Origin of the sequence: Bacillus solimangrovi, from assembly GCF_001742425.1 — a bacterium.
In the GTDB taxonomy this organism is placed as follows: domain Bacteria; phylum Bacillota; class Bacilli; order Bacillales; family Bacillaceae_N; genus Bacillus_AV; species Bacillus_AV solimangrovi.
In genome coordinates this window covers 146,888-162,921 of sequence record NZ_MJEH01000044.1, presented here as the reverse complement: position 1 = coordinate 162,921, position 16,034 = coordinate 146,888, and the positions used below count along the sequence as shown (strand labels likewise).

Here is a 16,034-nt window from a genome sequence, read left to right as displayed (position 1 = left end):
ATATACGAATGAATATTGTTCCTTACATCAACCTTTAAAGAATTGTAAAAAAAGTTCTTTAAGATACTTAATTGGCATCATATCAAAATAGATAAAAACGTGCGAACATATTGCTCACACGTTTTATTATCTTATTGATTGGAACTAAATAAAGGGATAGTGTAACCTATCATTCAAATGTTAGATTACTATTTTAAATGCATTAATAAAACTTTCTAATTAAATCCCAATCTAGTGTATATATTTATGCATTTACTTTTGCTTTTTTTAATTCCTCAGTCAACATAGGAACAACTTCAAATAGATCTCCAACAATACCGTAGTCAGCTACATTAAATATACTTGCTTCAGGGTCTTTGTTGATTGCAACAATTACCTTAGAATTAGACATACCTGCAAGATGTTGGATCGCACCTGAGATACCACAAGCAATGTATAGATCTGGAGTTACTACTTTACCTGTTTGACCAATTTGTAGTGAGTAATCACAATATTCAGCATCACATGCACCACGAGAAGCACCAACAGCTCCACCAAGAACTGATGCTAATTCATCTAGAATTTCAAATCCTTCAGAACTCTTTACCCCACGGCCACCTGCTACAATAACTTTTGCCTCTGAAAGGTCAACACCTTCTGATGTTTTACGGATAACTTCTTTAATGATTGTACGTAAGTCATTAATCTGTGCATCTATAGATTGAATATCTCCTGAACGTGATCCGTCTTTCTCAAGTGCAGCAATGTTATTTGGACGAATTGTAGCGAATACAATTCCATCTGAAATTAATTTCTTTTCAAACGCCTTACCAGAATAGATAGGACGTGTAAAAATAATGTTCCCACCTTCAATTTCAACATCTACCGCATCTGAAATCAAACCAGAATCAAGCTTACTCGCAAGACGAGGTGATAAGTCCTTACCAAGTGCTGTATGTCCAATTATAATTCCTTCTGGATTCTCTTGGTCAATAACAGCCATCATCGCTTGTGTGAAACCATCAGACGAATAATTTTTAAGTTGTGAATTCTCAACAGTAATTACACGGTCAGCTCCATAAGCAATTAAATCGTTTGCAAAACTAGTTACCGATTCTCCACAAAGGACACCGACAACTTCCCCACCTTCAGCAACGAGTTTTCCAGCAGCAATTGCCTCAAAAGATACATTACGAAGTGCTCCGTCACGAACTTCTCCCAGTACTAATACTTTGCGTCCCATAGTATAAACTCCCCTCCGTTAAATTACTTTTGCTTCCGATTGTAACAATTTTACTAATTCAGTTACTTGGCCCTCTAATTCGCCTTCAAGAACTTTCCCAGCTTCCTTCTTAGGAGGAAGATATATTTCAAGAGTTTTTGTTTTAGCTTCGACGTCGTCTTCATCAATATCTAAATCATCAATTTCAAGTTCTTCTAATGGTTTTTTCTTAGCTTTCATAATACCTGGAAGTGATGGATAACGTGGTTCATTTAATCCTTGCTGAGCCGTAACGAGCAATGGTAATGATACTTCAACGATTTCGCCATCACCTTCCACATCACGCTCGATAGTTGCCGTTTCCCCATCAATATCAATTTTTGTAATCGTTGTAACGTAAGGAATCTCTAATAATGCTGCAAGACGAGGACCAACTTGTCCTGAACCACCATCAATTGCGACATTTCCACCTAAAATAATATCAAATTCATTTTCTTTGAAGTATTCACTTAAAATTTTAGATGATGTATACTCATCACCTTCTTCTAAGTCATCTTCAGTATTCACAAGCACAGCTTTATCTGCTCCCATAGCTAAAGCAGTTCGAAGTTCTTTCTCAGCTTCTTCTCCACCAATTGTGACAACGGTTACATCTCCACCATGCTTTTCTTTCAATTGGATTGCTTCCTCAATTGCATATTCATCGTAAGGATTAATGATAAACTCTGCGCCTTCTTCATCAATAGCACCATTCTCAATCACGATTTTTTCTTCCGTGTCAAATGTGCGTTTCATAATTACAAAGATATTCATCGTTTCCCCTCCTAATTTAAATACAATGGTTCATGATTTGTCGAGCAACCGCTCAACATCAATTGAAAAAAATTATTACTTGTTAAATTGTGGCTTTCGTTTTTCGATAAAAGCTTGTACACCTTCATTACCATCTTCAGACATAAATACTTCCCCAAATAATTCAGCTTCCCGCTCTACACCAGCATCAAATGAATTTCCTTTAGTGTATTGGAGCAATTCAATAACACTTTTTACAGATAGTGCTCCTTTTGCAGCAAATTTCTCAGCTAAAGTTTGGGCTTCGGCAAATAATTCTTCTGATTCATCATATGTACGATTCACAAGTCCCCAACTTTCCGCATCCGCACCACTTATTGGTTCACTAGTAAGCATCATTTCAAGTGCTCTACTCGTACCAACATAACGTGGAAGGCGTTGCGTACCTGCAAATCCTGGTATAATACCTAACTGCAGTTCAGGCAAACCAAGCTTTGCATCTTTCGTTGCGATTCGTACATGACAAGCCATTGCTAGTTCGAGTCCACCGCCTAATGCTGCTCCATGAATAGCAGCTATCACAGGTTTCGAAAACGTTTCCATTCTTCTAAAAAGATGTTGACCTCTTTTTGCTAATTGAGCATAATCATCAGCTTCTTGTAAAGTAGTAAACTCTTTAATATCTGCCCCAGCACAGAAGAACCTTCCTTCTCCTCGAATTACGATTGCACGAATATTATCATCATCTTCTAAAACATCGAAAGCTTCAGAAAATTCTTCTAACACTGCGCGTGCAAGCGCATTTGCAGGTGGTCGATTAATTATTATTGTAGCAACATTCTGCAATTTCTCAATGGTTAAAAATTCCATTCACTTACCCCCTGTCAATGTGTGCTGTACTTATCCATCAGCACTTAATCCATTTACAAGCATATGAGCTACTATAGAGGAATTCGCCGTAATATTGAACTTTTGGCCTTTCATCACCCAACTTGTTACGATTTCATCAATTGTTCCGAACACCATCTGTCTTGCAAGGCGGACATCCAATTCAGGTTTAAATTCCTGATTTTGTTTTCCCTCAATAATAATAAGGTCGATCAAATCTAGATATTCCCTTAAAATCTCATTGATTTTTTTTCGTAGCTCTTGATTTGATTGTCTTAATTCTAATTGAGTAACAACTGCCCAATGTTGTTCACCTGAGAAATGTTTGAAGTGCATTTCTACTAATGTTGTTAATTTCTCTATTGCTGTCGATTTTCCTGCAATTTCGCCATTTATTTTTTCGATAAATAGCCCCATTTTTTCCTCGAAAATCGAAATCAAAATATCTTCTTTATTTTTGAAATACAAATATATTGTGCCGTCTGCTACCCCTGCTCGTTTAGCTATCTTAGAAACTTGAGCATGATGATAGCCGTTCTCAGCGATAACCATCACTGCTGCATCAATAATTTGTTTGTACTTTGGCTTATTCTTCTTCAAAATTGATTGTCTTCCCTTCATTCAACGTAGAGGCAGTTATTTATCCGCCCCCTTTCCAATTTGGTTATAAAACCTTCCTAATACAATTATAACAAATTTGTATTAGGAAGGTGAATATCTTTCGTGAAAAAATGAATGATTGTTCATTCATTTATTATAATACTGAATTTACTGAAATATGTCAACTTTCACACCTTGTTTTACTTTAGCTTGTTTTCTGTTTTGCTTCTTCGGCAAGTGTACGACGTAAAATTTTTCCTACTGCTGTTTTCGGTAATTCTTTACGGAATTCATATAATCGAGGAACTTTGTACGCTGCTAGATTTTCTCGACAAAATGCTTCAAGTTCTTCTTCTGTTAATTGTGTTCCTTCTTTTAATACGATATAAACTTTAACGGTCTCACCGCGATACTCGTCAGGTACACCAACTGCAACCGCTTCTTGAATTGCTGGATGTTCATACAGTACCTCTTCAATCTCACGAGGATAAATGTTGAATCCACCTGCAATAATCATATCTTTTTTACGATCTACAATATAAAAATATCCATTTTCATCCATATATCCTAAATCACCAGTTAATAGCCAATCACCATCCATAAACGTAGCAGCTGTTTCTTCTGGTCGATTCCAATAGCCTTTCATAACTTGTGGACCGCGAACGACAATTTCTCCAATTTCTCCAATATCTGCTGGACCTTGCTTTTCCGCTGATAATACATAAGAATCTGTATCTGGCCACGGGATACCGACACTTCCTTTTACTCGATTACCCCACACTAAATTAGCATGTGTAACAGGTGATGCTTCAGTGAGACCAAAACCTTCAACCACCTTACCATCTGTCTCTCTTTCAAATTTCTCTTGCACTTCCACAGGTAAAGGAGCGGAACCACTTACACATGATTCGATTGAAGAAAGGTCATATTTCTTCAAATTTGGGTGATTCAATAATGCAATATACATCGTTGGTGTGCCTGGGAATATAGTTGATCGTTGTTTCTGAATCGTCTCCATTACTTCTTCCGGATCGAATTTTGGAAGTATGATCATCTTTGCGCCGATTAGAACTGATAAATTCATAACTGTCGTTAAACCGAATACATGAAAAAATGGCAGAACAGCTAATAAACTTTCTTCTCCTTCACGACATTTATATAGCCAGTAACGACACATTATCGAGTTAGCGATTATATTTTTATGCGTAAGCATAACACCCTTTGGAAAACCTGTTGTACCACCAGTATATTGAAGTAATGCAATATCCTCAGCCGGTTCAAAATCATGTTCGATTAACGTATCTCTGCCTTTTTTGATTGCATTCTTAAAAAGGTGGACACACTCACTTTCTTTCACCTTAACGATCATATTCGTTTTCTTACGTTGCACAAATGGATACAGAAGATTTTTTGGAAACGGTAAGTAATCTTTAATACCTGTAACGATAATTTGTTCTACTTCTGTATTACTCTTCACTTTCACTGCTTTAGGATAAAACAAGTCTAAACATATTAAAAATTTTGAACCTGAATCTTTTAATTGATATTGCATTTCTCGTTCTGTATACATTGGATTGACTTGTACAACAATACCCCCAGCCATTAGTGCTGCATAATAACTAATTACACCTTGTGGACAGTTAGCCAACATAATTGCAACTCGATCGCCTTTTTCTACCCCTAGATCCTGTAAATAATTTGCTAATTTCTTTACTTGACGTAATAGTTCCTTGTATGTCATTTCAGTTCCATAAAAATAAAGCGCTTTCTTTTCAGGATGATTTTTTGCAGTTTCTAATAAATAATGGTGAATTGCTTTATTACCATAATCTATTTTTTGTGGAATTTCCGTTGGATAATGTGATGCCCATGGTCGTTCTAATAATTGTTCCATCTATTCATCTCCTTCCTATTTTAAAAAGTAATTCTTTTACATTCTCTATTATAAATGATTTTTTGCTATTTTTTGAATATTTTGTTCAATTTTTTTATTTATATAGTGAGAAAGTTTTATTATCAATGCGATTTTTTGATTGATTTTTAAAACATTTACAATATTAATACATAAAAAAGACCGGCATTATGCCGATCTTCTTAAATATTATATAAAATATTTTAAGCAAACAACGTCCACCAAATAATACCAACAACTAAGAAACCACCGCAAACTGCGATTAAAATTTTTGCTAGTTTCTCCACTTCTCTCTCTCCTTATCCAATACCTGCGCCAATGATAAAAGACAAACCTATTGAAATCATCATAGAAATGAAACCAACAGCACGGTTATCTTTTTCAATTTCAACATCAATATTGAAGCGTGGTGTTAAGAACTCATACATAAAATAACCAAACAATAGTAAGACAAACCCGAAAGTACCAGCTATCATCATCTGAATCAATGAATCATTATGCTCGATTGAATAGCGGAAAACATTCGCAATCCCAAAAACCTTACCTCCTGTTGCTAACGCAACTGCAAGGTTCCCTTTTTTAATCTCTTCCCAGTTCCGATAACGTGTGACCAATTCAAAGATTGCCAAAAATACGACCATGCATAGAACAGCGACACTATATTGAGCGGCTGTATGCACATATATATTTTCCCAAAAACCATTCATTGTCTAAGCGCTCCCCATGTTTGGAACCCGTTATTACTTTTTAATCATTGCATATTATCCAAGTAAGAACAAGTTAGTTGAACTTGTTTGTTATTTCAACTCTGCAACTGTTGCTCCACTCCCACCTTCACTCATACCCCCAAGCCTTACAGCTTTTACTGAGCGATGATTTTTCAGATAGTCATTTACACCTTTTCGTAATACACCAGTACCCTTACCGTGAATAATTGTAATGCTAGGATATCCAGCTAATAAGGCATCATCAACGTATTTTTCTAAACGATATAACGCATCTTCATACCGTTCCCCTCGAATATCTAGCTCTGGTTTCACATGATATTGCTTGCCTTTAACTGCAGCTAGTGGTTTCTTTTCAACTTTTTTCGGACTACCGATTAACTGAAGGTCATCTTTCTTTACCTTCATCTTCATAATACCAATTTGTACCTCATATTCTTTATTACTCACTTTTGATATTATATAACCTTTTTGATCAAAGGTCAGTACCTTCACTTCATCACCTGGGAGCATTTCTTTTGACTGGATAGCTTTCTTTTTAACCATTTTTTTTGACTTTTTGAGCTCAGGTGTCGCTTCTTCTAACTGCTTTCTCGCATCAATTAACTCATGCTCTCTCACTTCAACTTGCTTCTCTTGTTGCATTTTTCTCAAACTCTTTATAATTACATCTGCCTCAGCTTTCGCCTTCTTGATCGCTTGTTTCGCTTCTTCTTGAGCTTTATCATACATGCGATCACGTTCAAGCTGAAATTCCTCTAACTTAGCTTCAAGATCCCGTTGTAGTGATTCTGATTCTTTTCGAAGACGGACAGATTCTTCCATCTCTAACTCTGATCGTTTGCGACTTTCCTCTAATGACGCAATCATATTTTCAACTTTATTAGATTCTGCGCTCATATGGCTTTTCGCTTTTTCAATAACATCACTTTGTAAACCTAATCGTTTAGAAATTTCAAAAGCATTACTTCGTCCGGGTACACCGAGTAAAAGACGATAAGTTGGTCTTAATGACTCAACATCGAATTCTACACTAGCATTTAACACACCTTCTCGATTATAACCGTATGCTTTCAACTCAGGATAATGAGTTGTTGCAATAACTCGAGCACCCTTATGATAAACTTCATCGAGGATTGCAATTGCTAATGCTGCACCTTCTTGTGGATCTGTACCAGCTCCAAGCTCATCAAATAAAACAAGTGATTCGTGATCAACTTTTTTTAAGATCTCAACAATATTTGTCATATGAGAAGAGAATGTACTCAAACTTTGTTCAATTGATTGCTCATCCCCAATATCAGCATATACCGCTTGGAAAACAGTCATCTTCGAACCATCAAGTGCAGGAATCTGTAATCCTGATTGGGCCATTAATGTTAGCAAACCTAATGTCTTTAACGTAACAGTCTTACCACCTGTATTCGGTCCAGTTATAACGATCGATGTATATTCCTTACCTAGTGTTATGTCATTTGCAACAATTTCATCTTCTGATATGAGTGGATGACGAGCTTTCTTCAGGTCAACGTAACCTTCATTATTCATTTCTGGTTTTGAGGCCTTCATTGTTCTACCTAATTTAGCCTTCGTAAACATAAAGTCTATTTGTGCTAGAATTTCTACATTCTCCCTTAATCCATAAGCATCTTCTGCTACAAAACCCGAAAGTTCTAAAAGAATTTTTTCAATCTCTTGTTTTTCTTGAACTTTAGCTTCTTGTAGTTTGTTATTTAACTCAACTACTGACTGTGGTTCTATAAATAGAGTCGCACCTGATGAAGATTGATCATGAACCATACCACCGAAAGAGCTACGATATTCTTGTTTTACTGGAATCACGTAACGATCATTCCGAATTGTAATAATGTTATCAGAAAGCATTTTCTGAGTAGATGACGAACGAGTAATACTTTCTAGTTTCTCCCTAACACGTGATTCCGTTGTACGAAGCTTTGTACGAATAGAACGAAGTCTATCACTCGCACCATCCATGACAGCACCATTATCATCAATACAATTATTAATTTTGTTCTCTAAGTCGTTAAGCATTTGTAATTGCTCAACGTACTGCTCTAAGATTGGAATATCAATATCTTCATCAACTAAGCTTAATACATATTGTTTTGCTTGTCTTGAAGCATAAATCGTACTAGATACTTCTACTAACTCTTTAGAGCTTAACATTCCACCAATTTCAGCTCGTTTTATACTAGGGCGAATCTCAAAAATTCCACCGAGCGGAAATGTTCCTTTCAAACGTAATACTTTTGCAGCTTCATCTGTTTTATTTTGATTCTCTTTCACTTCGTAAAAATCAAATGATGGTTTTAAATCTATAGCTAATCCTCTTCCTAACGAAGATGCAGCATGCTTTTGAAGCTGTTCCTTGACCTTATTGTATTCTAAAACGCGCATTACACGTTCTAACACAGCAAATTTCCTCCTTGTTCTCTTTCCATAGTTCTATTTTTAATCATTTCGACTTAAAAATTGTTTTAACATCGCTAAATCCCATGTATTTATTACCGAATCTCTTCTTACCCAACCTGCACGAGCAGCACTGATACCAACCTTCATATCATCTAACATATCAATTGAATGTGCATCAGTATTGATAACAAGCTTTACACCAGCTTCTTGAGCTTTAACTAACCATTCAGCTGATAAATCAAGTCGATTAGGATTAGCGTTTAATTCAAGAGCCGTATTTGTCCGAGCTGCAACTTGAATTAACATGTCTAAGTCAACATCATATCCCTCACGCCTTCCAATTAATCTTCCAGTTGGATGGGCAATCAAATCCACATGTTTATTCTCTAATGCGTGTATTAACCGATCCATAATAATCTCTCTTGGTTGTGAAAAGCTTGAATGAATCGATGCAATCACAATATCTAATTGTGCTAATACTTCATTACCATAGTCAAGTGTACCATCTGGCAGAATATCCATCTCAACACCTGAAAGAACTGTTATATCATCATACTTCTCATTTATTAACTTAATCTCTTCATTTTGTTGTAATAATCGGGCATCACTTAACCCATTGGCAACCTTCAAATATTTTGAATGATCGGTAATTGCGATGTATGAATAACCTCTCTCTCGTGCTGCTTCAATCATTTCTTCAATTGAATAAGCACCATCACTCCATGTCGTATGCATATGCAAATCACCTTGAATGTCTCGAAAGTCAATTAGTTCATGCGATTCAGTAAACTTTTCAACTTCACCATTTCCTTGCCTTAATTCGGGTGGAATATAATGCAAGTCAAAATGTTGGAAGAAATCTTGCTCATTGTCAAATGTCAACATCTCTCCAGTAGCTTCCACTTCTACTCCATATTCACTAATTTTCTCACCACGAGATTTGGCAATCTGCCTCATACGAATATTATGGTCTTTCGAACCTGTAAAATGATGAAGTGTCGTAGCAAATGCAGATGGCTCCACAAGTCGAAAATCCACTGATACTTCATAATCATATTCAAGTACAACAGATACCTTTGTATCTCCTGAAGCAATTACAGATGATATATGTTCAAGCTTCAATAATTGTTCGCGTACAACAACTGGTTCTTCTGTTGCAATAATAAAATCAAGATCCTTAATCGTTTCTCTTAATCGCCTTAAACTACCTGCACGTGACCACTGCCTAATTCCATTCATTTCCTCAAGCTGTAACTCTATTTGCTCCGCGATTGGTAACATGAATGCAATCGGTAATCTTTCTGGTCGGCTGCCCATTTCCTTAGCAGCAAGTAGAATTTTTTCTTCTGTTTTTTTACCAAACCCAGCAAGTTCCTGTACTTTATGTTCGTTACACGCCTTAATCAAGCTTTCTATATCAGTTATTCCTAATTCTTGATATAGTTTTGCTATCTTTTTACCACCTAGCCCTTGAACTTTCAACAATTTCAATAAACCTGATGGAACTTCTGCTTTTAATTGCTCCAATAGTTGTGAAGAACCTGTTACCATTAATTCATCGATAACAGAAGCGGTACCTTTGCCAATCCCTTTTAGTTTAGAAACATCCTCAATATCACTTAAGCTTCTATCATCTGTTTCTAACGCTTGTGCAGCTTTTCTGTATGCAGAAATCTTAAATGTATTCTCACCTTTAATTTCCATATGTATTGCAATCATTTCAAGAACCTTAATAACGTCTTTTTTATTCATGTTCATTTATAACACCACCTAAATTTTTTCTACAAAGGTGCCTTATGTTCAAAAAACTTCTCACGATGGAGAAGTTTTTTGTTCTTACTTTCATTTTATCCTTAATTGCTAAAAAACTATGCTATATGTTCAAACCATAACTCTTTTATCTTATCGGAAAAAACTGGAGTATGTTCAATAATACCTTGAGCAAGCACAGAATGACTTAAAGCCGTTTGAATGCTTTCTAATGGAACTAATGCTCCAATGTACAATGCAAAGAAAACAAACAGGTACACTTCTGCAAAGCCTAAAACACCACCAAACCACCCATTTACTGTACTTAACAATGGTAAATCAGCAAGAAAATCTAACATTGCTCCTATAATCTGCATCACAATCTTCGTTCCGAAGAAAAGAAGTGCAAACGAAATCGCACGATAATAAGCCATCTCAGCATTCACAGCATCTAAAAAGATTGTCAATGTGCTGTCTTCAGGTAATGAGGGATATGGAATCCATAAGCGTATGTGTGGTGTTAACGTATCAAAATACATATATGCAACAACAAAGGACAAAATAAAACCAATAATATGTATGGCCTGTAAAACAAAACCTCGTTGAAAACCGATAAAGAAACCACCAGCAAGCAGTACAATAATTATTAAATCAAACATGTTCACTATTTCCTTTTTCTTGTTCTATTTTTCTAACTAATTGTTCATAATCATTTTGTAATTTCAAATAATCGTGTACAATATTGACTGCGGTCAATACTGCAAGTTTATTAGTATCTAAAAATGAATTCATTTCATGTATTTCTTTCATCTTGCTATCTACAAAACTAGCAACCATACGTACACGACTCGAATCCTCATCACCAACAATTGTGTATTGTTGGCCATGTATTTCAACAATTGTACGTGTTATTTTATCCCCTGACACCTTAAGAAAGCCCCCTTGTTCATGAAGATACCGTTCAAAAAGATCGATAAAAGAGGCTTACAGATAATAAACTCTGTCGATATTCTTTTTGAACAACACACAAGCATCCTATTATGTAATGATAACATGAAGCACATTGTTTTCAAAACATTTACATTATCTTTTTCCTTTATTGGAGATTCAAAAAGGAGGACAAAAAGTGCCAAGTTGATATAGGAATACAAAAGTAAATTTCACTCGAACTTTTTGGACTACTTCGTTAGGAAAGTTACGTTTAAATTATTACTTGTTTTATTCTGAAAGGAGTTCTACACATGTCAAATTCAGTTATTCAAACTTCAATACATACAATTGAAAAAATGAAAGCTTATTATGCAACATCACTTCAACCGAAACAACCACCAGGAAGCATTTTTGCAGCTAAGCTAACAGGTTGTTCAATTACAGCATATAAGTCTGGAAAAGTATTATTCCAAGGAAAAGATGCCGAAGCAGAATCCGCTCGATGGGGAAAACAACTTCAGTCAAAACAAAAGAAGGCAAAGTCACAGCACAACTATGCTCCACCTGCAACAATTGCAAATATGTCTATCCTCGGTTCAGACGAAGTTGGAACAGGAGACTATTTCGGCCCAATGACTGTTGTAGCCGCATTCGTTTCCAAAGAACAAATTCCACTTCTCAAAGAACTTGGTGTCCGTGATTCTAAGAATTTAGACGATACACAAATAGCCCGTATTGCAAAAGAGATTATGCCGATTATTCCTTATAGTCTACTTATCCTGCATAATGAAAAATATAACGAACTACAAGCTAGTGGCATGACGCAAGGGAAAATGAAAGCACTTCTTCATAATCAAGCTATTAACCATGCTGTTAAAAAGATTGAACGGACTCAATTAGATGGTATTCTCATTGATCAATTTGTTCAGCCTGCTACGTATTTTAACCATATTAGTGGAAAGAAAAGAGAATGGACAGAACCAATCTATTTTAGTACTCAAGCAGAAGGCGTCCATCTATCTGTTGCAGCCGCTTCAATTATTGCTCGTTATGTGTTTGTACGTGAATTTGAAAAGTTAAGTGAACAAGCTGGTTTTAAATTACCGAAAGGTGCAGGACATATTGTTGATAAGGCTGCTGCAAAACTAATTAAATTAAAAGGAGAATCAGCACTTAATCAATTTACAAAGTATCATTTCGCCAACACTGAAAAAGCAAAAAAACTTATTTATTAATAGTAAAAGAGGTACTCATATGAGTACCTCTTTTACTATTATCCGCGTAATGTAGCGCCTAATTTTTCTTCTACAACTTTTAATACTTTTTCATGAACTTTCGTTACTTCTTCATCTGTTAATGTTTTTTCAGGATCAAAATAACGAAGTGAGAATGCGAGTGACTTCTTACCTGCCTCTAGGTGCTCCCCTTTGTACAAGTCAAAGATAGTTACATCCTGAAGTAATTTCCCTCCAGCTTCGTAAATAACAGACTTTACATCTGAAGATGGAATATCTTCTGCTAAGACAAGTGCAATATCACGTGAAATTGATGGGAAACGTGGAATTGGCTTATACGAAACCGCTCCAGCATCTGCATTTAATAATTTTTCAAGTGAAATTTCAAACACATATGTTTCATTTAAATCAGCATCTTTTTGAGCTTGTGGGTGCAACTGTCCAATGAATCCAAGATATTCATTATCTAACTTCACCTCAGCTGTTCGACCTGGATGCATGCCTTCCTTATTCAAACGAGTGAAAGTAATTCGATCACTTAAACCAAGCTCAGTAAATAGACCTTCAAGCACACCTTTTGCAACAAAAAAGTCGACTACTTTCTTCTCTCCTTGCCACTGATGTTTTTGCCATAACCCTGTAAATGCACCTGCAAGACGTTCTGTTTCAGTTGGTAGTTTCGTTACTACTTCTTCATCCGTCAAATAAACTGAACCAATCTCAAATAGTGAAAGGCTATCCATACGACGCGCTTTATTGTAGCTTAATACCTCTAGAAGATGAGGTACAATACTAAGTCGAAGCACACTTCTCTCCTCACTCATTGGCATCGCAAGATGTACAGGATTTGCTACTATATTGTCATCCTTATATTGATGTACACGCGCTTCACTCGTTAACGCATACGTAACAGTCTCATATACCCCTGTTCCTTCTAAATAACGTCGTACTATACGTCGTTTTTGCTGGTAAGAAGTAAGCGCTCCAGGATTAGATTGACCAACTGGTAACGTCTTTGGCAAGTTGTCATAACCATACATACGAGCAACTTCTTCAACCAAATCTTCTTCAATCGTTATATCCCAACGGCGAGAAGGTACGTTCACAATAAAGCTATCGTGATCAACTGTATAATTAAATTTCAATCGGTCAAAAATCCCCCCAATTTCATTTGTGGAAATTTCAGTACCGAGCACTTTGTTAATTCGTTCACCTTTGATCGTAACAACTGATTCTCGCTTATCTAAGTGGTCAATCTCGATACGGCCTGCTAACACTTGACCACCAGCAAGTTCTGCCATTAATTGTGCTGCACGGTCAGATGCAATCGCTGCTCGATTAATATCTACACCTTTTTCATAACGAGCACTTGCTTCACTTCGAAGACCATGATCTTTTGATGCAATACGAATGCGCTGTGAATCAAAAATAGCTGACTCTAACAATACATTCACTGTATCTTCATTCACTTCTGAATCAGCACCACCCATTACACCAGCAAGTGCAACTGGAACCGTTCCATTCGTAATGACTAGATGTTCACTTGTTAACGTTCTGTTCTCATCATCAAGCGTTGTAAGCAATTCTCCTTCTGTTGCACGACGAATAACAATTTCCTTAGAACCGAAACGATCATAGTCAAATGCATGTAATGGTTGACCATATTCAAGCAAGATGAAATTAGTTATATCAACGATATTACTAATCGGACGAATCCCAGCAGCAATAAGACGATTTTGTAACCATAGTGGTGACGGACCTACTTTTACATTTTTTATAACACGAGCTGAATAATAAGGGTTATCATCAGTCGAATCTACTTTTACAGAAATAGACTCTGATGCTTGCTCAGCTGCTTCTTCCAACGAAATTTCAGGAAGCTTCACCGGCTTATTAAGAATTGCTGCAACTTCATATGCTACACCTAACATACTTAAACAATCTGCACGGTTTGGAGTTAGACCAAGCTCTAACACTTTATCATTCAAATTCAAATATTCGAGTGCATCTGTTCCTACTTCAGCTTCTTCTGGGAAAACGAAAATTCCTTCTGCATACTCTTTGGCAACAAGCTTCTGTTCAACACCAAGCTCTTGTAATGAACAAATCATACCGTGAGATGCTTCGCCTCGTAGCTTCGCTTTTTTGATTTTAAAGTTACCTGGTAGTACCGCTCCTACCTTTGCCACAGCAACTTTTTGTCCTGCATCTACATTCGGTGCACCACAAATGATTTGTACTAATTCCTCTTCACCTACATCTACTTGACAAACATTTAACTTATCAGCGTTTGGATGTTGATTACGCTCTTTCACATACCCAACAACAACACCGTTAATTCCCGCACCTAAATCTTCAACACCTTCAACTTCAATACCTGTTCGTGTAATCTTTTCTGCTAAGTCTTCCGCAGAAATTCCATCTAAATCCACATATTGTTGTAACCAGTTATAAGATACTAACACGATTGACACCCTCCTAATCTATTCTTTATTACACTCGTTTGAATTGTTGTAAGAAACGTTTATCATTCGTATAGAAATGACGAATATCGTCTATTCCATATTTCAACATTGCAATACGCTCTGGTCCCATTCCGAACGCAAATCCTGTATATTTCTTCGAGTCAAAGCCTGCCATCTCTAAAACATTAGGATGAACCATTCCTGCACCGAGAATTTCTATCCAGCCTGTTTTTTTACAAACACTACATCCTTCACCATGACAAATTCCACATGAAACATCAACTTCTACAGATGGCTCTGTAAATGGAAAGAAACTTGGACGAAGGCGAATTTCACGTTCATCGCCAAACATATGTTTAGCAAACGCATCAAGTGTACCTTTTAAGTCGCTCATTCGAATATTTTCATCAACTACAAGTCCTTCAATTTGTGTGAATTGATGAGAGTGTGTCGCATCATCAGTATCTCGACGGTATACTTTACCAGGACAAATAATCTTAACAGGTCCTTTTCCTTTATATTTTTCCATCGTACGTGCTTGAACTGGTGATGTATGCGTACGCATTAATAACTCTTCTGTAATATAGAATGAATCTTGCATATCACGAGCAGGGTGACCCTTCGGTAAGTTCAACGCTTCAAAATTATAATAATCTTGCTCAACTTCTGGTCCTTCTGCAACGGTATAACCCATTCGTAAGAATAAGTCTTCAATTTCTTCAACCACTGATGTTAACGGATGATGATTACCTTGTTCAACAGGGCGTCCTGGTAATGTTACATCAATCGTTTCTTGTGCAAGCTTTGCTTCAACTGCAGCTTTTTCAAGTTGTGCTTGTTTTGTATCAACAGCTGTTGCAATCGCTTCACGCACATCATTTGCAGCCTGACCTATCTTTGGTCGTTCTTCAGCAGACATTTTCCCCATTCCACGTAAAACTTCGGTAATCGGACCTTTTTTCCCTAAATATGAGACTCGAATATCTTGTAATGACTTCAAATCCACTGCCTCTTCAACTTTTTGCAGTGCTTCTTCTCGCAGTTCTTGTAATCGCTCTAGCATCTTTGGTATTCCTCCTTTTATATCACTTAGCTGTGCGACAT

The 16,034-nt window shown here is 36.5% G+C and carries 13 protein-coding genes; 1 reads left to right on the top strand and 12 read right to left on the bottom strand.

Features of this window, described 5'->3' with window-relative positions:
- Positions 1–244: 244 nt before the first annotated feature.
- The 10 genes from BFG57_RS14370 to zapA all read right to left on the bottom strand — a co-directional run bounded on the left by BFG57_RS14370 (position 245) and on the right by zapA (position 11,227).
- A complete protein-coding gene (locus BFG57_RS14370) occupies positions 245–1,222 on the bottom strand; it encodes an electron transfer flavoprotein subunit alpha/FixB family protein (protein WP_069718181.1) in 978 nt (325 codons plus the stop codon).
- Positions 1,223–1,240: 18 nt separating this feature from the next.
- Complete coding sequence (locus BFG57_RS14365) at positions 1,241–2,014, bottom strand: electron transfer flavoprotein subunit beta/FixA family protein (protein ID WP_069718180.1); 774 nt, start codon at positions 2,012–2,014, stop codon at positions 1,241–1,243.
- A gap of 75 nt (positions 2,015–2,089) precedes the next feature.
- The gene (locus BFG57_RS14360) at positions 2,090–2,863 is read right to left on the bottom strand and encodes an enoyl-CoA hydratase (protein WP_069718179.1); all 774 of its coding nucleotides are present in this window, start codon (positions 2,861–2,863) and stop codon (positions 2,090–2,092) included.
- Positions 2,864–2,893: 30 nt separating this feature from the next.
- Complete coding sequence (locus BFG57_RS14355) at positions 2,894–3,481, bottom strand: fatty acid metabolism transcriptional regulator FadR (RefSeq protein WP_069718209.1); 588 nt, start codon at positions 3,479–3,481, stop codon at positions 2,894–2,896.
- Positions 3,482–3,686: 205 nt separating this feature from the next.
- Positions 3,687–5,375, bottom strand: a complete 1,689-nt coding sequence (locus tag BFG57_RS14350; protein WP_069718178.1) for a long-chain-fatty-acid--CoA ligase — start codon at positions 5,373–5,375, stop codon at positions 3,687–3,689.
- Between the two features lie 317 nt (positions 5,376–5,692).
- On the bottom strand, positions 5,693–6,100 hold the full coding sequence (locus tag BFG57_RS14345; protein ID WP_069718177.1) for a DUF350 domain-containing protein: 408 nt from the start codon (positions 6,098–6,100) through the stop codon (positions 5,693–5,695).
- A 90-nt stretch (positions 6,101–6,190) separates the two neighbouring features.
- Complete coding sequence (locus tag BFG57_RS14340) at positions 6,191–8,551, bottom strand: endonuclease MutS2 (RefSeq protein ID WP_139125154.1); 2,361 nt, start codon at positions 8,549–8,551, stop codon at positions 6,191–6,193.
- A gap of 39 nt (positions 8,552–8,590) precedes the next feature.
- Positions 8,591–10,309 carry a DNA polymerase/3'-5' exonuclease PolX gene (gene polX / locus BFG57_RS14335; protein ID WP_069718176.1) on the bottom strand — a complete coding sequence of 573 codons (1,719 nt, stop codon included), beginning with the start codon at positions 10,307–10,309 and terminating at the stop codon, positions 8,591–8,593.
- Positions 10,310–10,419: 110 nt separating this feature from the next.
- Positions 10,420–10,959 (bottom strand): CvpA family protein, encoded by a 540-nt coding sequence (locus BFG57_RS14330; protein WP_069718175.1) that lies wholly within the window; start codon positions 10,957–10,959, stop codon positions 10,420–10,422.
- Positions 10,952–11,227: a cell division protein ZapA gene (zapA, locus tag BFG57_RS14325; protein ID WP_069718174.1), complete on the bottom strand. Its 276-nt coding sequence runs from the start codon at positions 11,225–11,227 to the stop codon at positions 10,952–10,954. The genes BFG57_RS14330 and zapA overlap by 8 nt, the downstream gene beginning before the upstream one ends.
- A gap of 314 nt (positions 11,228–11,541) precedes the next feature.
- On the opposite strand from zapA, the gene rnhC reads away from it, so the two are divergent.
- Complete coding sequence (gene rnhC / locus BFG57_RS14320) at positions 11,542–12,465, top strand: ribonuclease HIII (RefSeq protein ID WP_069718173.1); 924 nt, start codon at positions 11,542–11,544, stop codon at positions 12,463–12,465.
- Between the two features lie 38 nt (positions 12,466–12,503).
- Here rnhC and pheT read toward each other — a convergent pair whose 3' ends face one another.
- Together pheT and pheS are read right to left on the bottom strand one after the other, a co-directional pair.
- Positions 12,504–14,930 (bottom strand): phenylalanine--tRNA ligase subunit beta, encoded by a 2,427-nt coding sequence (gene pheT, locus BFG57_RS14315; protein ID WP_069718172.1) that lies wholly within the window; start codon positions 14,928–14,930, stop codon positions 12,504–12,506.
- A 28-nt stretch (positions 14,931–14,958) separates the two neighbouring features.
- The gene (gene pheS / locus BFG57_RS14310) at positions 14,959–15,993 is read right to left on the bottom strand and encodes a phenylalanine--tRNA ligase subunit alpha (RefSeq protein ID WP_069718171.1); all 1,035 of its coding nucleotides are present in this window, start codon (positions 15,991–15,993) and stop codon (positions 14,959–14,961) included.
- Between the last annotated feature and the right edge of the window lie 41 nt (positions 15,994–16,034).